Origin of the sequence: Micromonospora inositola (assembly GCF_900090285.1) — a bacterium.
In the GTDB taxonomy this organism is placed as follows: domain Bacteria; phylum Actinomycetota; class Actinomycetes; order Mycobacteriales; family Micromonosporaceae; genus Micromonospora; species Micromonospora inositola.
This window is the reverse complement of sequence record NZ_LT607754.1, coordinates 4160100-4180449: the sequence shown is the minus strand read 5'-3', so window position 1 is coordinate 4180449 and position 20350 is coordinate 4160100. Positions and strand designations below refer to the sequence as shown.

Here is a 20350-nt window from a genome sequence, read left to right as displayed (position 1 = left end):
GGCATCCTCGACGATCGTCCTCAACAGACAGACGCCGGGGTTACGAGACGTCCCTTAGTCGGAAGGGGAAGCGTGATGGTGAATGTCGTCCCGACGCCGGCCTCACTCGCGACCGTGATGGTGCCCTGGTGATCGGTGACGATCTGCCGGGCGATGGCGAGGCCGAGGCCACTGCCCCCGGTACGGCGGCCCCGTGCGGCGTCGGCCCGCCAGAACCGGTCGAACACATGCGGCAGCGCGTCCGCTGCGATTCCCGAGCCGGTGTCGACGACCTGGACGATCGCCTGCGTGTCGGTGCGGCTCGCGACCAGCCGGACGCTGCCGCCCGCAGCGGTCGCCCGTAGTGCGTTGGTGACGAGATTGCCCACCACCTGGCGGAGCCGGTCGGGATCGGCGTGTACCGCAACCGGCTCGGCCGCCACGCGCAACGACACCCCGGCTGACTCCGCCCGGGCGTGGTGGGCGGTGCGGCAGGTCTCCAGGAGTTCGGCCAGATCCACGGTGACCCGGTGGTACGCCAGGTTGCCGGCCTCAGCCAGGGCCAGGTCCTGCAGGTCATCGACGATGCGCTGTTGCAGCACCGCCTCTTCGAGCAGCGAGGCGTAGAGCTCCTGGTCCGGCGTGATCACGCCATCGGAGAGCGCCTCGAGATAGCCGCGCAGGTTGGCCAGCGGGGTGCGCAGTTCATGTGCGACGTCGGCGACCAGCCGGCGTTGCCGCTCCTCCCCGCGCTGCAGGGAGTCGGCCATCCGGTTGAACGACCGGGCCAACTCCGCCAGCTCGTCGTTGCCCCGCACCGGCACCCGTCCGGCGAGGTCGCCCCGGCCGAGCCGCTGAGCGGCCGTGGTGAGCGTGTCGATGGGGCGCAGCACTCGCCGGCTCAGCAGCACGGTGCCGATGACCGCGACCGTCGCAACGCCCGCCGCCGCGGCGAGCAGCGGACCGGCCGCCAGCGCGGACGCCGGATCGCCGCGAGCGCCGAGGTAGACCCGGGCGGGTATCGGCGCGACGTCACTGATCTGGTTGGTAAAGGCCTGGGCCAAGCAGGAATCCAGTGGTTCCACCGCCGTCAGGGCGCCACAGTCCTGCACCCGGTCGGCGCCGGCCGCCCGGTCCCGGTCCGGCTCGGCCGCGGCGTCGCGACAGCCGTCGACGATCTCGTCGACGCCCTGGCGATCGCGCACGTCGGCCGCGCCCAGGTCGGCGTCGAACTGCGGAACTCCCGTGCTGGTGGGTGAAGCAACAACAGGGACGGATTCCCGGGTCAGGCAGGCCGCGAACAGCACGCCGGTGCGGTAGGCGGCGATCGCGAGGACCACGCCTTTCTCCCGGGCCGGCTCCGCTGGCAATGCGGCCAGATTCAATACCGGCCGCGGGTCGACGAACCCGACCATCGTGCCCAGCGGCCGGGCGGTGCGGTTCTCCTGGGTGTCCGTGTCCACGATCACGTCACCCGTGTCGGCGACCAGGTGGATCCGCTGACCGGTCTGGGCGCGCAGGGCCTGCACCAGGTCGGGCACGCCCTCCCAGGTGCCGTGCTGGCTGCCGTACGTCCTGAGTCGGCCGACGACCTGGTCGAGTTGCGCCCGGTCGGTGGTGGCCGAGTCGTTGATCTGTTGCGAGGCCTGCCGCAGGGTCAGCCACGCGGTCGCCGCGGTCGCGCTCACCGCGACGAGGATGACCAGCCAGAGCACCCGTAGCCGAAAACTCACCGGCTGGCTCCGGGCGTGCCCTCGGGCGTCGGCGTCGCCGCCGGTTCCGGCTCCGGTTCGGCAAGCCGGTAGCCGCGGCCGTAGACGGTCTGCACGTACCGCGGCTCGGCAACATCATCCTCGATCTTGCGGCGCAGGTTCATCACGTGCGCGTCGACGGTGCGTTCGAGCACGAAATGATCGAATCCGAAGGCCCGGTCGATGATCTGCGCCCGGGTGAACGCCCGCCCCGGCTCGCCGGCGAGCACCTCGAGGATGCCGAACTCCTTGGCCGTCAGGGCGACCGGCCGGCCGCCGACGCGTACCTCGAACCGGCCGGCGTCCACCTCGAGCTCGCCGACGCGCAGCACCGCCCGTTTGTCGGCGCTCACCACCCGGGCCCGGCGCAGCAGCGCCCGTACCCGGGCGGCCAGCTCCCGCGGGCTGTACGGCTTGGTGAGGTAGTCGTCGGCGCCGATGTCCAGGCCCAGCAGCATGTCTTCCTCGGTGGTACGGGCGGTCAGCAGCAGGACCGGGATGTCCGATTCGGCGCGCAGGATCCGGCACACGTCGAGGCCGTCGACGACCGGCATCATCACATCGAGGACCACCAGGTCCGGCCGGCGAGCCCGGCACTGGTCCAGCGCGCCCCGCCCGTCGCCGACCAGCAGCACGCTGTGCCCCTCGCGTTCGAGATAGACCCGCACCAGGTTGGCCTGCTTGGGGTCGTCCTCGGCGACCAGGATCCGCGCGCTCATGTTTCCCCATTCTGCCTGGTGGTGGCGGGGGTCAAGTAAACCCGAAACCCGTGAAGAACTGATGTGGGCGGGCTCCGAAAGCGGCGAGCGGGATATCCGCACAGCTGGCCCACGGCTTCTTCAAGGGTTCTTCACAACAGGCTGCCTACCGTGCCCGTCATGTCAGTCAGGAGCCGGACATGATCTTCGAACCAGCACACCCAGGCCGCCGCGACGAGCAACGGCGGCGGGCGGTCCGGCGGCGGATCCGGGAGACGCTCGCGGTGCGCCGGGCCGCCGCTGTCGGCGGGCACGGGGCCGCCGAACCGCCGGATGAACCGCCCGTCGAACCCAGGGCTGCCGGGTGACGCCTGGTACGCGCGGTCGGCGCGCGCCGACCGATGTGATCAACGGGAGTGCCCAGCTCGCCGAGGCCGTGATCGATCTTGCGGCGATCGCGGAGAACATCCGGACGATCGCGGCCATCGCACGTACCGGGTTGATGGCGGTAGTGAAGGCCGACGGGTTCGGGCACGGCGCGGTGCCGGTGGCGCGGACTGCGTTGGGGGCCGGCGCCGACTGGCTGGGCGTGACCTCGGCGACGGAGGCGGTGGCACTGCGATCGGCGGGCATCGATGCGCCCATCCTGAGCTGGCTGCACCGGCCGGACGAGGACTTCACCCGCCTGATCGCCGCGGACGTCGACATCGCGGTGTCGACCACGACCCATCTGCGCGCGGTCGCCAACGCGGCCACGGATCTCGGTGTGCCCGCCGCAGTCCAGCTCAAGGCGGACGTCGGTCTGTCACGCAACGGTGCCAGCGGCGACGAATGGCCCGAACTGGTCGCCTGGGCTCGCAAGCACGAGGCGGAGGGCAGCGTCCGGGTACACGGGGTGTGGTCCCACTTGACGAACGCCGACGTGCCTGGATGCCCGAGCATCGGGCGGGAGCTGTCAACGTTCCGGGAGGCGCTGCGGATCGCTCGGGATGCCGGGCTTGACCCCGAAGTGGCGCATCTGGCCAATTCGGCGGCGACACTGGCCGCCCCGGAGACCCGGTTCGATCTCTGTCGGATCGGCCTGGCCATGTATGGCGTCGACCCCTTTGGCGCGACTGGTCCCCGCCGTTTCGGCCTGCGACCCGCCATGACCCTGAGGTCAAGGGTGATCAACCTGAAGCGCGTGCCCGGCGGGACCGGCGTCTCGTACGGGCCCGACCACGTGACCAATCGGCCGACCACGCTCGCTCTGCTGCCGCTCGGGTACGCCGATGGTCTGTCGCGCACCGCCGAGGGCCGCGCGTGGGTCTGGCTCGCTGGTCGACGATGTCCGATCGTCGGCCGCATCGCCATGGATCAGTGCGTCGCCGATGTCGGCGATCTACCGGTGGTGCTCGGCGATCCCGTGGTCGTCTTCGGTGCCGGCGCCGAGCCGGGCTCGCCTGACACGGCCGAGCCGACGGCCGCGGAGTGGGCGCAGTGGGCCGGCACCAACCCGCATGAAGTCTTGACCGGAATTGGAGCGCGAGTGGCGCGCGTACACCTACGCGGGGGAGCGGCGACATCATGACTGTTCGTTTGGCGGTGCTGTTCGGTGGGCGCAGCGGGGAGCACGAGGTCTCCCGGCGCTCGGCGGAAAGCATCCTGGCCCATCTCGACCGCGACACGTACGACGTGACCGAGGTGCTGATCGAGCGGGACGGCCAGTGGCGGGTGGATGGCGACCGGGCCACGTTCGCGCAGGCGCTGCGGAGCCTGGGCGGTCAGGACGTGGTGTTTCCGGCGCTGCACGGCCCGTACGGTGAGGACGGCACCGTCCAGTCGATGCTGGAGTGGCTCGGCGTCGCGTTTGTCGGAAACGGTGTCTTCGCCAGCGCCGCGGGGATGGACAAGCCGGTCACGAAGAAACTCCTCGCCGCCGACGGCCTGCGCGTGGCCGCCGGGGTGACGCTGCGCCCCGACGAGGAGCTGTCGTCGCGGGATCAGGAGCGGCTGGGGCTGCCCGTCTTCGTCAAACCGGCCCGGGCCGGCTCCAGTCTGGGAGTCTCCAAGGTCGAACAATGGGCGCAACTGCCTGCCGCCCTGCGGCTCGCGCGCGAGAGCGACGCGAAGGTTCTCGTCGAACGCGCCGTGCGCGGGCGCGAGATCGACGTCGGCGTCCTTCAGCACCCCGACGGTCGCGTCGAGGCCGGGCCGCCGCTGGAGATACGGGTGGCGAACGCCGCCTTCTTCGACTACGACGCCAAGTACGACGGCGGTGCCGTCTTCCACATTCCGGCCCAGCTCGACCCCGGCACCACCCGACTGCTGCAGGACCGGGCTGTGCAGGCGTTCCACGCGCTCGGCTGCCGTGGGCTGCTCCGCGTCGACTTCTTCCTCCCGGATCGGGACGCCGACCACGGCACAGGGTGGACCGGAGACTACCGGGAGCCGGTGATCAACGAGGTCAACACCTTCCCCGGATTCACCGCCGCCTCCCAGTACCCGCAGATCTGGCAGCGGGCCGGCGTCGGCTACTCCGCACTGCTCGACATCCTCATCCAGGGCGCACTGCACCGACGCGACACCGCCTCCCCCTGCCCGAGTCCCTGCTGATGGCCGTCTACACCGCGGAACATCTCCGTGGTCTCCGCATGATCGTCACGGGCGGGGGAACGGGCGGGCACACCTACCCGGCGCTGACCACGATCCGTACGCTCCGCGACCGGCTAGCGGCAGCCGGCACCGCACCGGACGTCCGCTGGGTGGGCGTCGCCCACGGACTGGAGGCCAGAATCGCCCGGCAGGAGGGCATTCCCTTCACGGCGATCACCACCGGCAAACTGCGCCGCTCGCCGAACCTGCACGAGTGGGGCCGCAACGTCGCCGACGCCTTCCGCGTGCCGCTCGGCATCTTCCAGTCCATCATGATCGTGGTGCGCACCCGGCCCGACGTGGTCTTCTCCACCGGCGGGTACGTCTCCGTCCCGATCGGGATCGCCGCCTGGATGACCCGCCGCCCGCTGGTCATGCACGAGCAGATCCTCACGCTCGGGCTGGCGAACCGGATCCTCGCCCGCCTGGCCGATCGAGTCCTGCTGAGCCACGAATCCTCCATCGACCATCTGCCCGCCCGAGCGAAAGCCCGCGCGGTGATCACCGGCAACCCGATCCGGCCCGAGATTCTCAGTGGCAACCGCAACCGGGCGCTCGCCGCATACCACCTGGATCCGCGCCTGCCGCTGGTGTACGTCACCGGCGGCGCCCAGGGCGCCGTCCAGGTCAACAACCTGATCGCCGACATCCTCCCCGGACTCCTGCCGAAATGTCAGGTGCTGCACCAGTGCGGTGACTTCTCACTCGACCGGATGCGGCAGGTCGCGGCCGCCCTCCCGGAACACCTGCGCAGCAGGTACCGGGTGGTCGATTACGTCCACGGCGAGCTGCCCGACGTCCTGAGCGCTGCGGACATCGTCGTCGCGCGCAGCGGCGCCGGCACGGTCGCCGAACTCACCGCCCTGGGCAAGGCATGCGTCTTCATCCCGCTCATCCCCACCGGAGGCGACGAGCAGCGGCGGACCGCACGGCACCTCGCCGACGCAGGTGCGGCCCGCATGCTCGCCGGCTCCGACGCCTCCGCCAACCGCCTTTGTGAGGAGATCATGGTGCTGCTCGACCACCAGGAGCGACGCCGGGAGTTGGCCAACGCCGCCCGTCAACACGGCCGGCCCCATGCGGCCACGGCCGTGGCCAGCGCGATCATCGACGCCGCTGGGCGGTACCGGTCATGATCCTGCTGTCTGATCGGCGAATCTCGGCCATCCCGCTCGGCGACAACGGGGAGGCCCTGGTCGACGTACGCCAGGTTGCGGAACTTCGGGTTGACGATCGCCTGGCCGACGAGGCCGGGGCCTACGCACACCTGCGTGAGGCAACGGTCCAGCGCCTGCTCGCCGCCCAGCGGACCCTGCCTCGGGGGCTGCGGCTGCGGATCATCGAGGGGTACCGGCCACTCAGCCTGCAGACGACCTACTTCGAGGGCTACAAGGACGAACTGCGCCGCAGGTACCCGGACTGGGACTCGGCGCGCCGGCACGTGGAGGCCAGCAAGTACATCTCGCCGCCCGAGGTGGCTCCGCACAGTACCGGCGGGACGGTCGACCTCACGCTCTGTACGGCCGATGGGCTCGAACTGGACCTGGGCACGATCGTCAACGCCAGCCCGGTGGACAGCGCCAACGCCTGCTTCACCGGATCACCCGACATCTCGCCGCAGGCCCGCACCAATCGCGCCATCCTGGGCCACGCGCTGTCGTCCGCCGGCATGGTCAACTACCCGACCGAATGGTGGCACTGGTCGTTCGGCGACCGCTACTGGGCGCTGAGCACCGGGGCCGCCCGGACCCGGTACGGGCCAGTAGATCTGCCGTGAGGCGGCTGTACGAGATTGATCTGTTGCGGATCATCGCAGCCCTGGCGGTGGTGATCTTCCATTACACCTTCTCCGGCTGGATGCAGGGGCTTTCACCGGTCTCGTTCCCGGGGGCTCGGCGAGGTGTCCCGGTACGGTTATCTCGGCGTGGACCTGTTCATTGTGATCAGCGGTTTCGTCGTGCTGTTGTCCGCGTGGGACCGCAGGCCCCGGGCGTTCGTCGTCTCCCGGATCGTGCGGCTCTACCCGGCCTTCTGGATCGCGGTCACGGTTGTCGTCGTCATGCCGGCGAGCATGCCGACGGCGGGGATCACCGCGGTTTCATCGCGGTTCACGCCCACCGGCAAGCCACGAAACCAGCGGCACCAGGTGACGAACCTCCACAAGTAGGTGCACAACGCCTAGCTGGGACGGTGAGGCCATAACCGGTGGCAGGCACGCCGATCATGGAGGTCCTATGGCGATGCGCATGGATGTGATCCCCGGACAGGCCACTCTTGCGTCGTGGGCGGCCCAGCAGCGAAAGGTCCGGCCGCGGCGGTTCACCTCGTCGGCGGATGGGCTGCGGTTCGCGTTCTACGGCCGGATGTCCACAACGGACTGCCAGGATCGGGCGTCGTCGTGCCGGTGGCAGCGCGACTACGCCCAGGACCTGGTCGCCGGTCATGGTCGGATCGTGGCCGAGTTCTTCGACGAGGGTGTCTCCCGCCGGTTGGCCTGGCCGGACCGGCCGCAGGCGGCACGGCTGCTCGCCGCCGTGGCGGACCCGGCGCGCGGGTTCGACGCGATCGTCGTGGGCGAGTACGAAAGCGCCTTCCACGGCCAACAGCTCGAACAGCTGACCCCCACCATCGTCCGGCACGGGGTGCAGCTGTGGCTGCCGGAGACCTACGGGCCGGTGGACTTCGACAACCCCCGACAGTTGGCGCTGCTGGACCTGCTGGGCGTGGTCTCCCAGCGGGAGGTGTCCCGAGCCCGGCACCGCACCTCCGCGGCCATGCGCGCCCAAGCCGAACTGCAGGGTCGACGCCTCGGCGGCCGGCCACCCTACGGCTACCGACTCGTGGCCGCCGGACCTCATCCGAACCACGCCCACGCCGCCTGGGGCGGCGCCTGCATCGCCTGGAAGCCGACCCGGTCACCGCCCCGTACGTCCGATGGATCTTCGAGCGGCGGGTGTTGGGATCCGACCACGGGAGGATGATCTTCGCGTTCCTTGCACTCTCAGGCGGCGAGTGCTAGACCGTAGTTAGCACTCGCCCTGTGCGAGTGCTAGCCGAATGGGATGAGCCCTCTGGTGGGGCGTGCGCGTACGTCATCGCAGGTCGGTCCGATCAGTGCTGCATGTCAGCACGACGAGTAGAGGACGACGCAGATGGCCAAGTTGATCGCATTTGGTGAAGACGCCCGTCGCGGCCTCGAACGTGGCATGAACATCCTCGCCGACACGGTGAAGGTGACGCTGGGCCCGAAGGGCCGCAACGTCGTGCTGGCAAGCAGCTGGGGCGCGCCGACCATCACCAACGACGGTGTCAGCATCGCCAAGGAGATCGAGCTCGACGACCCGTACGAGAAGCTCGGTGCCGAGCTGGTCAAGGAAGTCGCCAAGAAAACCGACGACGTGGCCGGCGACGGCACCACGACGGCGACCGTCCTGGCCCAGGCCCTGGTACGGGAGGGGCTGCGCAACGTCGCCGCGGGCGCGAACCCGATCGCGCTCAAGCGCGGCATCGAGCAGGCCGTGGCCGCGGTGACCGAGGCGTTACGTAACCAGGCCCAGGACGTCGAGACCAGAGCGCAGATCGCGGCCACCGCGTCCATCTCCGCCGCCGACGCAAGCGTCGGTGAACTCATCGCCGAGGCGATGGACAAGGTCGGCAAGGAAGGCGTCATCACCGTCGAGGAGAGCAACACCTTCGGCCTGGAGCTGGAGCTCACCGAGGGCATGCGCTTCGACAAGGGCTACATCTCGCCCTACTTCGTCACCGACACGGAACGGATGGAAGCCGTTCTCGACGACCCGTACCTCCTCATCGTCGAGAACAGGATCTCGAACCTGACCGACCTGCTCCCGATCCTGGAGAAGGTCATGCAGGCGGGCAAGCCGCTGGCCATCGTCGCCGAGGACGTCGAGGCCGAGGCTCTCGCAACCCTGATCGTCAACAAGGTCCGTGGCACTTTCACGTCGCTGGCTGTCAAGGCACCCGGCTTCGGTGACCGCCGCAAGGCCATGCTGGCCGACCTTGCCGTCCTCACCAATGGTCAGGTCGTCAGCGACACCGTAGGTCTCACGCTGGAAAACGTCACCCTCGACATGCTCGGCCGGGCCCGCAAGGTGGTCGCCACCGTGGACGAGACCACCATCGTCGACGGTGCCGGTGACGTGGAGCAGATCGCCGGCCGGGTCGCCCAGCTCCGCGCCGAGATCGACAACAGTGACTCCGACTACGACCGGGAGAAGCTGCAGGAGCGGCTGGCCAAGCTGGCCGGCGGCATCGCGGTGATCAAGGTCGGTGCGGCCACCGAGGTGGAGCTCAAGGAGCGCAAGCACCGCATCGAGGACGCCGTCCGCAACGCCAAGGCCGCCATCGAAGAGGGCCTGCTCCCCGGCGGCGGCGTGGCCTTGGCCAACGCCGCGGTCACGGCGTTCGACAAGCTCGACCTTGCCGGTGACGAGGCCACCGGCGCGAACATCGTGCGGGTCGCGTTGACCGCGCCGCTCAAGCAGATCGCCAGCAACGCCGGCCTTGAGGGCGGCGTGGTGGCAGAGAAGGTCAACTCACTTCCCGCCGGCCACGGCCTCGATGCTGCCACCGGCGAGTACGTCGACATGATCAAGGCGGGTATCGTCGAACCGGCCAAGGTGACCCGTTCCGCGCTGCAGAACGCCGCGTCGATCGCCGCGCTGTTTCTGACCACCGAGGTACTCGTCGCCGACAAGCCATAGACGCCCGGCGTCGGCTTGCCGGGCAGCGACGACCTTCGGGGCTGTCACAGACCGGGGCCGGCCAGTGCGGCTGCGTGCCGCACTGGCCGGCCCCGTCAAGGGATTGAGCTGTCGTGCCGTCAGGGACGGCGGGGTGGACCCGGAATCAGGCGGTGACGGTGAGCTGGTTCTTGACGCTGGTCACGCCGGAACATGACCACGACACCTTCTCGGCCTGACGGCGTTCGGCCCACGATCGCACGGACCCGCGCAGCGTCACCTCCGCGCCGTTGACATCAGCCTTGATCTGGTGGGAGTCGAGCTGGGCGTTGCGCAGGATCGCCCCGTCGATCGCGGCTTTCAGATCGTCGGACGCTGGAGTGGTCGCGATCAGTCTGATGGTGTTGGCGACCGCGGTGACGCCCTTGAGGTACATGACCGCGCGTGCCGCGGCCTCCCGCTGGTACTGCCAGTTGACGGTGCCGGACAGGGTGACCACGTGATCGCGGACCCCTGCCTTGACTGTGTCGGAGGGTACGTCGACCGCCCAGCTGAGCATCTGGTTCGCCGCCTCGGCGATGTCGCTGTCCTTGGCGCCGGACACGCCCGGGTCGCGGACCACGATGTCGTCGGTGACGGCCTGAACGCCGGCTACTCGCATGGCCGCCCGTTTCGCCGTATGCCGCTCGGGCAGGCTGCCCACGTCGCCGGAGAGTGTCACCACGCCGCCGTTCGCCAGCACCACGAGATGCGCGGCGTCGATGCTGGAATCAAACAACAGTTCGTCGGTTACGTTGGTCTGCAGGTCCTTGTCGCTCCTCCGGACAGTCTGTGTCATAGGCCAACCATGACCCTCCGGCTGTCAGCACGCCAGCCGATTTGGTGCATATTCGAATAAATCTTGAGATTGATTCTCAACTGCATGTGTTTAACATGTTATGCCGGCTTATTTGGTGCGGCATTGTTTGTCACCACTGCGGGGTGACTCTCCACGGTGGTCCCGCATCCCACACCGGCGATGTCGAGAGCGGTCCTCAAAGCCTCGGCCGTGATTGGTGTCATCCCGGTTGCGGCGATTCGAGCACGATGTCGTGCCGACGTACCCCTCGCGGCCCTCATCGCCGCGACCCGAAACTGCGCACCCTGTGCACCCTCGTCGGCGACCGTCACCTCGCCGTACCCGTCGAACACGAAAAGCAGTTCCGCCGCACGCTGCGCGCCCTCGGTCACACCATCGCCACCTCGACGGGATGAACCAGGCCGCAACGGCCCAACAACCACTTCCTCGCAGGGCAGACCGCGTCGGCTGGGGGACTCGAGCATGCCGAGCCCGTCCTCGCCGCGGCCATCCCCAGGGCAATCACCGGCACACTGTTGCCGCCAGCTGAGGCGAGCACGACCATCGCCCGCCGCAGCCGCACGACCGAGCCGGTGCCCCGACGCACCAGACGTTGCAGCCGTTGACCCTCTTGATCACTCAATCGACGTACCCGAACCGGCTCTGCCACCCCGACAGCCTGACGGCCCCACGCCGGCCCAGCCCTTCACTCAGGCCGGCGTGTCACCAACACCGCCAACGTTTGTGGTCAGAGCACTAGATAACTATCCCGGGCATTCTCGCCGCGTACCTGGCCGACAGCGATTACGAATGGCTGATAGGAGTGAGCCGCGCCGGGAAGTGGTGCACACCTCACGGTGCTGGGGGTCTGTCGCCAGTGCGGGGGCGGACAAGACCCGACTCGTAGGCGAGGACCACGGCCTCGGCGCGGCTCTCGAGGCCGAGTTTGGAGAGCACGCGCGCGACATGCGTCTTGACGGTGGCCTCACCGAGAAACAGGCGCTCGGCGATCAGCCGGTTCGTCATGCCCTGCGCGAGGAATTGGAGGACTTCCAGCTCTCGCGGGGTCAGGTGACCCAGCTGGACCGGTGGGGGTCCGGCATCGGCGGTGCGTAGTCCATCGACGAGCCTTCGCGAGACGGTGAGGTCGAGGACCGTTGCTCCCTGAGCCGCGCCACGGATGGCCGTGATGATGCGTTCCTCTGGAGCGTCCTTGAGCAGGTACCCAGTGGCGCCGGCCGTCATGGCGCGGCGCACCTCGCGATCGGCGTGGAAGGTCGTCAGTACGAGCACCGCCGGCGGCGGCGTGACCGACCGCAATATCTGATAGGTGGCTTCGGCTCCGTCCCAGCGCGGCATCCGCAGGTCCATGAGGACGACGTCCGGCGTGGTGCGACGGGCGACCTCGACGGCTTCCACGCCATCGGCCGCCTCGCCGACGACGTCTATGTCCGGCTCGGCGGTCAGGATCATGCGGAGGCCGCTGCGGATGAGGTGTTCATCGTCGACGAGGATGACGCGGATTGTCATGACGGCTGTCCGTCGAACGGCAGGACGGCGTGCACGGTGTGCCGCCCGTGACCGTCGGCACCGACGTGCAGGGTGCCGCCCGTTAACCGCACCCGCTCGCGTAGCCCGACCAGCCCCCGGCCGGTGCCGGCCACGCCACCCCCGATGCCGGCGCCGACCGCCGCGTCGGCCAGCAGGCCAGCCGTCCCGTTGCCGGAGTCGACCCGCACGTCGATTCCGTCGGCCCGGTAGGTGACCGTGACGCGGGCCGGCGTCCCCCCACCGTGGCGCAGCGCGTTCGTCAGAGCCTCCTGGACGACGCGGTAGGCCGACACGTCGATGCTGGCCGCATGCCGGGTCGGCGCTCCGGTCACCTGGAGCGTCACCGGCAGGCCAGCGGCGGCGACCCGGTGGACGAGCGCCTCGAGCTCGGCCGGGCCCGACCGCACCTCCGACTCATCCCCGTCCTGGTCGGGATCGCCCAAGAGGGCGAGCATCCGCCGCAACTCGTCGATCGCGTCGCTACCCATGTCCTCGATTGCGTCCAATGCTCGGCGCACCTGCTCCGGATCCGTGTCGATGCATCGGCGGGCGCCGCGCGCCTGGACGACGATGACGGTCACAGCGTGAGCGACGACGTCGTGCAGCTCCCGCGCGATCCGTCGGCGCTCGGCGGCGACCGCCTCGCGTTCGCCCGCCTCGCGCATCCGCTCGCCCTCGACCACGGCCAGTTGTGCCATCCGCGCCCGCCGGTCCCGTCGGTGCATGGCCCTGCCGACCGCCCAGGCGAGCAGACCCCACAGGCTGTTCACGGCGACGGACCCAACGTCATAGTCCATCAGCAGGCTGCGCACCACCCCGGCCACGACCACGACCGCCGTCCCAGCCAGGCCCGGGCGGATCGGGGCGTACGCGCCGATCGCGTACGCGGCGACCAGCAGCGCCAGCGCCTGGATCAGGCTCTCGGTCGGGTGCGGGGCCAGCAAGGGATAAGCCGCGAAGCAGGCCGCGACGACTCCCGTGGAGGGCAGGGGCGCGGCCCGGCGCCAGACCAGGCCGATTGTCATCGCGAGCGTCGTGATCAGCGAGGGTTCCGGGTCCGCGGCCAACGCCGGGATCGCGACAATCTCGACCACGGCCAGGACGGCCAGGCACGCGGGCAGGACAGTGTCCGACCAGGTGAGACGGTGAGGCACGCCAAAACGATAGGTGCCCGGCCGGACCAGGCACATCCGCAATCCGGTGGACCCGGGCGGCAGAGGTCCGTCGCGGTGATGACGTGCGTCCCCCGATCGCCGGACGACCTGGCGCGGTTCGGCTTCCTAATGTCACGCCGAACCCGCCCACCGGGCGGGCCATGACAGTGGAGGAACCATGACCGCGCCGTACATCAGCATCCGACGCCGGGCCGCGCTCGCCGGCCTGGTTGTCGGCCCGCTTCTGCTCACCGCCGGCGAGCTCGTCCAGCCCGATTCCGGCGACGGCGCCGACGGGATGGCCGCCGCCATCGCGCAGTCTGCGGACGCCTGGCTCATCGGCTGGACGCTGACGATGCTCGGCGCCGCCGTCATCCTGCCCGGCCTAGCCGCGCTCAGCGCACGAATCGGCCGGCGCGGGAGTGGGCTGAGCACCGCAGGCACCATCCTGTTCGGCGCCGGGCTGCTCGGCCTGGTTGGTCTCGCCGCCAGTGAGCTCTCTCTCGTACCCGTCGTCAACCAGGACGCGGCGGCGGCCGTGCCGATCCTCGCGCGCATGAACGAGAGTGCCGCGCTGCTCACGATCTTCGCGCTCTATCTGCCCGGCTGGTTCTTCGGTCTGCCGGTGCTTCTGGGCGGCCTGTTCCGCGCCCGGGTCGCGCCTTGGTGGTCCCTCGCCGCTGGCATCGCCTCGGTCATCGTCGGCTTCGTGCTCGCCGACACCGTGCCGCAGGCCGATGCCGTCTCGTCCGTCCTGATGCTGCTCGCGTTCGGCGGCGTTTTGGCTCACCGGGACCCGGCCCGGATCGCCGTCGCCGCCAGAACCGCAGACGCGACAGTGACAGCCTGAACATGTTCGCAGCCGACCCAGATCCCGGGTCGGTCGCGAACAACACCTCGGTGAGAGTGGCTGGACGTACGGAGGCGCAAGGGCAGCCAGCACCTGTTCCACGCCGACGGCACCATCACCGCGCAGGACGCCTCCGGCCGGGAGTACGACGTCGACGGGGAGGCCGCCATCTACGACAACGACGACGCCAAGGGCTTCCTCGACGAGATCAACCCGGGCAACGCGGTGAAGGCGAACGTCTACTTCGACGTGCCGAAGGGCACAAAGCTGAAGACGATCACCTTCGACGCCGGCCTGTTCACCCTAGCCGAGGACGCCGTCGTCACCCTGTGACCGGCCTAGCAACAGACGACAGCCCCGGAGAACCTCCGGGGCTGTCGCCGATATCGCCGGCCGGCATGCGGGCAGCAGCTGAACCTGCAGGGGCGAGGGCAAATCATTTCTCGCGGTGGCTTCTGGTAGACCTTCCGGCGTACGAGCTCGTCTGCTCTTTCAAGTTCATGTCGACGTCGACTTCGCCGCTGCCACCCTTGGCGGTCTTAAAGTCCGGCCGGATGTAGTAGGCGCGGATTAGGAAGTCCCTCGAGTTCACCTTGGCACCGAACCCGTTGTCTGGCATGGCGAGATACTCCCCTGGGTGCCGGCCAGCGACGACCGCCGAGAACCCCTCGACCGGCTGCGACGGCAGCGGGAATGTGATCCCATTGACGGTCCCGGGAGGCAAGAGGGTCCCGGAGGGCGGGCCGGGAGCGTACGTCTCGACCGGCAGGACGGCGCGACCAAGCAGGGTCAGTTGCGCCCTTCGATTGTCATCGGCGTGCGCACCAAGGAATGGGATCCCCACCGTCACCGTCACCGTCACCGCGAGCGCGGCGGTGACGAAAGCGGACAGTCGCTTGATCATCATCGGCTCCTCCGGACGGTGTGATCCGTTAGTGAGCTTGCGTGAGCCCATGTCCCGGGTACACGTTGCCGAGGTCCGACGCCCGCACGGGACCGACTCGGTCTCCACCCGGGCTCGAATCGGAACGCGTGACCATCCGCTCAACGATGCGACTGCGTGGACAAAAGTCCCGTCCACTCCTTGGCGCCATCCCGTACCCGTCCAGCCGCCTTGTGCGAGCGCGACTACGGGACAACCTGTCGGTGAATGACCTGCCGCTGCTTTTCGGGCCGTACGCCGTGGTCGGATCGGGTCGGCGCTACAGAGGTTGAAAGACGCAGGTCTGTTGTGGAGGCTCCTCGGCGCGTCGTACCGACGTGACCGGGTTGAGCCTCAGTGGGACGGCGCTAAGCTCGGGGTCCGGCTGGCCGGCTGCCTTGTTGCGGACGCTCGGCTGAGCGACATGTCTGTGAGACATATGTATGTCTGACGGACATGTCGCTCCCGGCGTGACCCCGAGTCAGGCGTCTGCGGTCGCCCGGGTTGCCCTCCCTGCCGGCGTGGAGACCGGGCGCGACCGATCGACGCCGAGCGCCAGGCCGGCGAAGCCGGCCACCATCAGCACGCTCACCGCGACCTTGAGCGGGACCCCGTCGGTGACCAGGTCCAGCACCTGCCCAGCGGTGAGGACCAGCGGCACCCAGAGCGCCACCAGCCGGGCCCGCCAGGCGCCGAAGGCGAGTACCAGGAGGCCGACCAACCAGCCGAGCAGCCACACCGCGAACGAGGCCATCACGAACGGGTCTCCGTCGAGGGCGTTCGTCACCGGCCGCGCGGCGTCGGCGTCGACCCCGCCGCCGGCGAGGGCCCCGAAGTAGGCGTTGTAGTGCCAGAGGTGGACGGTGGAGAAGTAGAGGCCGAGCAGGGCGGTCGCGCCGCCGATGGTGGCCGCGACCGGTTTCCGTCCGGCCAGCACGGCCGCCAGCCCGAGCGTCGCCGGCAGCAGCAGAAGATGGGCCAGGGCGAACAGGACGGTCTCCACCCGCCACGCGCCCAGGTTCTCGGCGGCCACCGCCACGTTGCTGGCGGTCTCGGACACGTCGTCCGGGAACATCACCCAGTAGAAGGCAGTCGCGACGCCGTACAGCAGGCCGCCCGTGAGCAGGACACCCGCCGTGAGCCGCCGGCTCCACTGCCGTCCGGTCTGGTCATCCATATGAATCTCCCTCCAAGAAGCTGTGCGAGGGACGCTAGGAGCCGGGCCCGGCCAGGTCGTCGGCCGTGAAGTTGATCCAGGGGTGGAGTCCCGGCCGCCGCCGCTACACCTGTGGGTGGACGCGGAACTCCGCTCGCGGTGGATACCCTTCGACGCATGTCAGCCGCCCTCGACATCCGGGCCCGGTGGCGCGAGGTGGCCACGGGGCTCGCCGGTGTCGCGCTGCTCGCGTTCGGCCTGGCCGAGCTCTACGTCCCGCTGGCCGGCTATGTCGAGGGGCAGGGGCCGGACCTTGCCGCGCTTCCCGACGGCTGGCTCGCCGTGCTCACCGTGCTGGTGGCGGGCTACGGCCTCGCGGTGGCCGGCTGCACGTCGTACCCCCGAACGGCCGCCGTCCTCGCCGGCGTCTGCTTCACCGCGCAGAGCTTCACGCCCGTCCTACCGGAGTGGCCGGTCGTGCCGCTGCTGGCGCTGCTCGCCGCCTGCTTCGGCTGTGTCGCCGTGGGTGGCCGGGCGGCGCCCACGGTCGCCGTGGTCAGTTACTTCGGTGCGCTCGGGATCGAGAACGCGGTGGCCGGCGACTCCGACTGGGTGTTCATCCTGTTCGTCGGGCTGGCCGTGCTGGGCCCCGGGTACGCCGTGCGGATGCGGCGGGCGCAGGCGGCGCGGCTGGTCGCGCTGGCCGCCGAGCGGGAGGCCGCCGCCCGGACGGACGAGCGGCTGCGGGTGGCCCGGGAACTGCACGACATCGTCTCGCACGGAGTCTCGGTGATGGTGCTGCAGGCCGCAGCGGCGCAGGCCGTGCTCGACTCGGACGCGGGTCAGGCCCGCATGTCACTCGACGCGGTCCAGGACGTCGGACGCGAGGTGGTCACCGAGCTGCGGCGGCTGCTCGTCATCCTCCGCGGTGCGGAGGCGGCCCCGGAGGGGCTGCCGTCGCTGCGGCGGATCGACGCGTTGACCGCCGCGGTGCGCCTCGCCGGCGGCCGGGTCGAGGGGACCGTCACGGGCGACCTCGGCATGATCCCCACCGCCACCGATGTCAGCGGCTACCGCATCCTCCAAGAGGCGCTGACGAACGCCGCCCGGCACGCGCCGGGCTCGACCGTCCGCGTCTCGATCGAGGTGGCCGGCGACGCCCTTCGGCTGCACGTGGTCGACGACGGAGCGCGGCCGGCTCGGCGGAACGCCGGCACCGGCCACGGTCTGACCGGCATCCGGGAGCGGGCGGAGCTGTTCGGCGGCACGGTCAACGCGGGTCCGCTCGCGCAGGGCGGGTTCGAGGTACGGGTCGAGCTCCCCTTCGACGCCGAGGCGTCCGCTGCCCCGCTCTCCCCGACGGGAGTCAGCGGGTGACGCGCGTCCTCATCGCCGACGACGAGGCGCTGGTGCGCGGCGGCCTCCGCATGATCCTCACGGCACAGCCCGACATCGAGGTCGTCGCCGACGCCGCCGACGGCGAGGAGGCCGTGCTGCTCGCGGCCCGGTGCGTGCCCGACGTGGTGCTGATGGACATCCACATGGCGCCCACCGACGGGATCGCCGCCACCGAGCGGATCCTGGCCGTGCGCAATGAGACCCGGATCATCATGCTCACCACCTTCGACCTCGACGAGTACGTCTACCGGGCGCTCCGGGCCGGCGCCTCCGGGTTCATGCTCAAGACGACCCCGCCCCGGGAGCTGGCCGAGGCGGTGCGGACGGCGGCCCGGGGCGACGCCCTGCTCTCCCCGTCGATCACCCGTCGGCTGATCGACCACTACACGGCGACGGCCACTGTGGTCGGCAACCCGGGCCTGGCGGAGCTGACCGCCCGGGAGACCGAGGTGTTGCGGATGATGGCGCTAGGCCTGTCCAACCGCGAGATCGCCAGCGAGCTCTTCGTCGAGGAGGCGACCGTGAAGACGCACGTGAACCGCATCTTCGCCAAGCTCGGGGTGCGGGACCGGGTGCAGGCGGTCGTGCTGGCGTACCAGAGCGGGGTGGCCCAGCTCCGGCGGTAGGGCGGGTGCCGCCGTCAGCCGATCAGCGGGCGGAAGGTGCCGAGCGCGGCGGTGAACCGCTGCCGGCGGGCGATCGTACGGTGATTGCCGGCATCGAAGCCGCGGGCGTCCATCGCCACCGCCAGCCGGGTGCCAGCGACAGCCCGGAGAACGCCCGGGCTGTCGCTGTCTTACCGCAGGTCGGCGGCGATCCGGTCGGCGTCGGCGGTCAGGGCGTCGTAGCCGTCGGCGGTGAGCTTGCCGCCGCGTCGCAGCTCGTCGAGCTTCTCGCGCAGCTTCTTGAGCTGCTCCTCGGCCTGGTCGGTGTCGCTCTCGGCGATCTCCTTCGCGATTGCGTCCACCTTGGTGTGCAGGTCCCTGGCGGCATCCGGGTTCAACCGGCCGGCTTCCACCTGTTCCCGGATCGACTGGCGCATGCCGGCGATCGGGTCAGCGGGTGGGGTGGGGCTCGGCCTTCGGGAGGTGGCTTGCCGGCTCGGTGTCGGGCTGGCCGGGTTGCTGGTGGCAGAGGCGACGGCCCGCAGGGTCGGCGTGGCGGGCGCGACGGTGAGCGGCACGGCCGGCACGCGGGGCGCCACGACGGTGGTGGCCGATGCCGGCGGCGTAGTGGGCCCCGCGACCGAGGTGTGGTCGTCGCGGTCGAGCAGCGTGACGCCGGTCAGGGCGAGCAGCGCGACGCCGAGCAGGGCCGCCGCCAGCAGCACCTCGCGCCGATACCGTGCCGGGCGGTAGCCCGGCCTGGGGCGTGCCGGGCCGACTGCGTCCGACCTGGGCGGAAGAGCGATCACCGGGGTGGACCGTCCCGGCCGGCCCGGGTCGGCCGGCGTGACCGACACGAGGGGAACCGGCGTGCCGGCCCGGGGCAGCAGGGCCGCGAGGCGGCCCCGGACTTCGGCCGCGTCGGGCGGCCGGTCGGCGGGATCCTTGGCCAGCAGTTCGGCGGCCAGGGCGTCCAGCTCGGCGGGCACGTCGGGCCGGCGCTCGCGCAGCGGCGGGGGTGGCTCGTTGACGTGCTGATGCAGCACGCTGAGCTGCTCACCGACGAACGGCGGACCGCCGGCGAGCATGGCGTAGACGGTGCAGCCCAGCCCGTACAAGTCGGTGCGGTGGTCCACCGGCTGGCCGAGGGCCTGCTCGGGAGACATGTACGAGCTAGTGCCGAGCTTGGTCGCCGGCCCGGTGAGGGTGTTCTCCCCCTCTGCCCAAGGAAGGCGGGCGATGCCGAAGTCGCAGATCTTCACTGTGCCGGTGACGGTGACGATCAGGTTGCCCGGCTTCACGTCACGGTGCACCACCCCGGCCGCGTGCGCGGCGGCGAGCCCGTCGCAGGTCTGCACGGCGATCGACAACGCCTGCAGGACGGGGAGCGGGCCGTCGGCGAGCAGTGCGGACACGGTCCGCCCCTCCACCAGTTCCATGATCAGGTAGGAGTCGTTCTCCTCGGTGCCGAAGTCGTAGACAGCGACGATGTGCGGATGGGCCAGCCCGGCCGCCGCACGGGCCTCCCGGTCGAAGCGTTCCGCGGCCATCGGCTCCTTCAGGCCTGCCGCGGCGAGCACCTTGATCGCCACCGGGCGGTCCAGCCGCAGATCGCGACCGCGCCACACCTCACCCATGCCGCCGCTGCCCAGCAGCTCCTCGGACCGATAGCGGCCATCCAGCAGACGTCTCAGCACGGGGCCTCACTGCTCCAACCCTGCACGCCGCTACACGGGGGGCGGTGACGCGACGGCCGGCATCGGGGTCATCGGACGAACCATCAGGAGTTCCTCATGGTGGACGGTCCCCCGGGCTGGTCAACGCGCCATCGGCACCGAGGAAACGACCGGCGTCGCTGACAGCTTGGAGGAGTGCGTCCTGAGCGTCGGGCTTGGGACTGTTCAGGTGACAGCATGATGGGCCGGTGATTAAGTCCGCGGCAGAGGCCCGCATGGCAGCGACGCCGGGAGGCACCATGACGTCAGCCTTGACCGTGCCGACGAGGCCAGCCCTCCGGCCTGGTCGAACATTTGTTCGATAACCTGGCCGCGTGGAGTAGCGAACGCGCTGGCACATCACGATCCGCTGGGACCGGGCCGACAACTCGCCCA

General features: G+C 70.1%; 20 protein-coding genes and 1 pseudogene. 12 read left to right on the top strand and 9 right to left on the bottom strand.

Annotation, left to right across the window (positions count from 1 at the left end; genetic code table 11):
- Positions 1-20: 20 nt before the first annotated feature.
- On the bottom strand, positions 21-1712 hold the full coding sequence (locus GA0070613_RS20015; protein ID WP_089013691.1) for a sensor histidine kinase: 1692 nt from the start codon (positions 1710-1712) through the stop codon (positions 21-23).
- Positions 1709-2449, bottom strand: a complete 741-nt coding sequence (locus tag GA0070613_RS20010) for a response regulator transcription factor (RefSeq protein ID WP_089013690.1) — start codon at positions 2447-2449, stop codon at positions 1709-1711. The genes GA0070613_RS20015 and GA0070613_RS20010 overlap by 4 nt, the downstream gene beginning before the upstream one ends.
- Before the next feature lie 179 nt (positions 2450-2628).
- On the opposite strand from GA0070613_RS20010, the gene GA0070613_RS32195 reads away from it, so the two are divergent.
- The 8 genes from GA0070613_RS32195 to groL all read left to right on the top strand — a co-directional run bounded on the left by GA0070613_RS32195 (position 2629) and on the right by groL (position 9786).
- A complete protein-coding gene (locus GA0070613_RS32195) occupies positions 2629-2796 on the top strand; it encodes a hypothetical protein (RefSeq protein WP_157746401.1) in 168 nt (55 codons plus the stop codon).
- Positions 2793-3998 carry an alanine racemase gene (gene alr / locus GA0070613_RS20005; protein WP_231929293.1) on the top strand — a complete coding sequence of 402 codons (1206 nt, stop codon included), beginning with the start codon at positions 2793-2795 and terminating at the stop codon, positions 3996-3998. The genes GA0070613_RS32195 and alr overlap by 4 nt, the downstream gene beginning before the upstream one ends.
- Positions 3995-5023, top strand: coding sequence for a D-alanine--D-alanine ligase family protein (locus GA0070613_RS20000; RefSeq protein ID WP_089013688.1), 1029 nt, complete (start codon positions 3995-3997; stop codon positions 5021-5023). Before alr ends, GA0070613_RS20000 begins: the two co-directional genes overlap by 4 nt.
- Positions 5023-6198 carry a UDP-N-acetylglucosamine--N-acetylmuramyl-(pentapeptide) pyrophosphoryl-undecaprenol N-acetylglucosamine transferase gene (locus GA0070613_RS19995; RefSeq protein ID WP_089013687.1) on the top strand — a complete coding sequence of 392 codons (1176 nt, stop codon included), beginning with the start codon at positions 5023-5025 and terminating at the stop codon, positions 6196-6198. The genes GA0070613_RS20000 and GA0070613_RS19995 overlap by 1 nt, the downstream gene beginning before the upstream one ends.
- Entirely contained in the window at positions 6195-6839 is a 645-nt protein-coding gene (locus tag GA0070613_RS19990) for a M15 family metallopeptidase (RefSeq protein WP_089013686.1), read from the top strand. Before GA0070613_RS19995 ends, GA0070613_RS19990 begins: the two co-directional genes overlap by 4 nt.
- 147 nt (positions 6840-6986) lie before the next feature.
- On the top strand, positions 6987-7229 hold the full coding sequence (locus GA0070613_RS19985; RefSeq protein WP_089013685.1) for a hypothetical protein: 243 nt from the start codon (positions 6987-6989) through the stop codon (positions 7227-7229).
- Positions 7230-7296: 67 nt separating this feature from the next.
- The gene (locus GA0070613_RS19980; RefSeq protein WP_231929291.1) at positions 7297-8043 is read left to right on the top strand and encodes a recombinase family protein; all 747 of its coding nucleotides are present in this window, start codon (positions 7297-7299) and stop codon (positions 8041-8043) included.
- A 171-nt stretch (positions 8044-8214) separates the two neighbouring features.
- Entirely contained in the window at positions 8215-9786 is a 1572-nt protein-coding gene (gene groL, locus GA0070613_RS19975; protein WP_089013684.1) for a chaperonin GroEL, read from the top strand.
- 145 nt (positions 9787-9931) lie between these two features.
- On the opposite strand, the gene GA0070613_RS19970 is transcribed toward groL, so the two are convergent.
- The 3 genes from GA0070613_RS19970 to GA0070613_RS19955 form a co-directional block, all read right to left on the bottom strand.
- On the bottom strand, positions 9932-10603 hold the full coding sequence (locus tag GA0070613_RS19970) for a BON domain-containing protein (protein WP_089013683.1): 672 nt from the start codon (positions 10601-10603) through the stop codon (positions 9932-9934).
- Between the two features lie 852 nt (positions 10604-11455).
- The gene (locus GA0070613_RS19960; RefSeq protein ID WP_089013681.1) at positions 11456-12133 is read right to left on the bottom strand and encodes a response regulator; all 678 of its coding nucleotides are present in this window, start codon (positions 12131-12133) and stop codon (positions 11456-11458) included.
- Positions 12130-13308 (bottom strand): sensor histidine kinase, encoded by a 1179-nt coding sequence (locus tag GA0070613_RS19955; protein ID WP_157746400.1) that lies wholly within the window; start codon positions 13306-13308, stop codon positions 12130-12132. Before GA0070613_RS19955 ends, GA0070613_RS19960 begins: the two co-directional genes overlap by 4 nt.
- 178 nt (positions 13309-13486) lie before the next feature.
- Between GA0070613_RS19955 and GA0070613_RS19950 the strand changes: the two genes are divergently transcribed.
- On the top strand, positions 13487-14158 hold the full coding sequence (locus GA0070613_RS19950; RefSeq protein ID WP_089013679.1) for a hypothetical protein: 672 nt from the start codon (positions 13487-13489) through the stop codon (positions 14156-14158).
- Positions 14159-14218: 60 nt separating this feature from the next.
- The gene (locus GA0070613_RS33540; RefSeq protein ID WP_089013678.1) at positions 14219-14491 is read left to right on the top strand and encodes a DUF4352 domain-containing protein; all 273 of its coding nucleotides are present in this window, start codon (positions 14219-14221) and stop codon (positions 14489-14491) included.
- A 103-nt stretch (positions 14492-14594) separates the two neighbouring features.
- Here the strand turns inward: GA0070613_RS33540 and GA0070613_RS19940 are convergent, their stop codons facing one another.
- Both GA0070613_RS19940 and GA0070613_RS19935 read right to left on the bottom strand, forming a co-directional pair.
- A complete protein-coding gene (locus GA0070613_RS19940) occupies positions 14595-15062 on the bottom strand; it encodes a hypothetical protein (protein WP_157746399.1) in 468 nt (155 codons plus the stop codon).
- Between the two features lie 499 nt (positions 15063-15561).
- Entirely contained in the window at positions 15562-16257 is a 696-nt protein-coding gene (locus tag GA0070613_RS19935; protein ID WP_089013676.1) for a hypothetical protein, read from the bottom strand.
- Between the two features lie 156 nt (positions 16258-16413).
- Here GA0070613_RS19935 and GA0070613_RS19930 point away from each other — a divergent pair, with 156 nt between their 5' ends.
- The gene (locus GA0070613_RS19930) at positions 16414-17613 is read left to right on the top strand and encodes a sensor histidine kinase (RefSeq protein WP_089013675.1); all 1200 of its coding nucleotides are present in this window, start codon (positions 16414-16416) and stop codon (positions 17611-17613) included.
- Positions 17610-18260: a response regulator gene (locus GA0070613_RS19925; protein WP_197698929.1), complete on the top strand. Its 651-nt coding sequence runs from the start codon at positions 17610-17612 to the stop codon at positions 18258-18260. The genes GA0070613_RS19930 and GA0070613_RS19925 overlap by 4 nt, the downstream gene beginning before the upstream one ends.
- Positions 18261-18274: 14 nt before the next feature.
- Here the strand turns inward: GA0070613_RS19925 and GA0070613_RS32190 are convergent.
- Positions 18275-18394: pseudogene (locus tag GA0070613_RS32190) on the bottom strand (energy-coupling factor transporter transmembrane component T); the annotation flags it as partial.
- Positions 18395-18430: 36 nt separating this feature from the next.
- Entirely contained in the window at positions 18431-19936 is a 1506-nt protein-coding gene (locus tag GA0070613_RS19920) for a serine/threonine-protein kinase (protein ID WP_089013674.1), read from the bottom strand.
- Positions 19937-20350 lie beyond the last annotated feature (414 nt).

Bases quoted from the DNA above. Each gene is read 5' to 3' on its own strand.
- GA0070613_RS19990 (WP_089013686.1), top strand. From the start codon at position 6,195: ATGATCCTGCTGTCTGATCGGCGAATCTCGGCCATCCCGCTCGGCGAC.
- GA0070613_RS32195 (WP_157746401.1), top strand. From the start codon at position 2,629: ATGATCTTCGAACCAGCACACCCAGGCCGCCGCGACGAGCAACGGCGG.
- GA0070613_RS19980 (WP_231929291.1), top strand. From the start codon at position 7,297: ATGGCGATGCGCATGGATGTGATCCCCGGACAGGCCACTCTTGCGTCG.
- groL (WP_089013684.1), top strand. From the start codon at position 8,215: ATGGCCAAGTTGATCGCATTTGGTGAAGACGCCCGTCGCGGCCTCGAA.
- GA0070613_RS20010 (WP_089013690.1), bottom strand. From the start codon at position 2,449: ATGAGCGCGCGGATCCTGGTCGCCGAGGACGACCCCAAGCAGGCCAAC.
- GA0070613_RS19935 (WP_089013676.1), bottom strand. From the start codon at position 16,257: ATGGATGACCAGACCGGACGGCAGTGGAGCCGGCGGCTCACGGCGGGT.
- GA0070613_RS19995 (WP_089013687.1), top strand. From the start codon at position 5,023: ATGGCCGTCTACACCGCGGAACATCTCCGTGGTCTCCGCATGATCGTC.
- GA0070613_RS19960 (WP_089013681.1), bottom strand. From the start codon at position 12,133: ATGACAATCCGCGTCATCCTCGTCGACGATGAACACCTCATCCGCAGC.
- GA0070613_RS19940 (WP_157746399.1), bottom strand. From the start codon at position 15,062: ATGATCAAGCGACTGTCCGCTTTCGTCACCGCCGCGCTCGCGGTGACG.
- GA0070613_RS19950 (WP_089013679.1), top strand. From the start codon at position 13,487: ATGACCGCGCCGTACATCAGCATCCGACGCCGGGCCGCGCTCGCCGGC.
- GA0070613_RS19930 (WP_089013675.1), top strand. From the start codon at position 16,414: ATGTCAGCCGCCCTCGACATCCGGGCCCGGTGGCGCGAGGTGGCCACG.
- GA0070613_RS20000 (WP_089013688.1), top strand. From the start codon at position 3,995: ATGACTGTTCGTTTGGCGGTGCTGTTCGGTGGGCGCAGCGGGGAGCAC.
- GA0070613_RS19970 (WP_089013683.1), bottom strand. From the start codon at position 10,603: ATGACACAGACTGTCCGGAGGAGCGACAAGGACCTGCAGACCAACGTA.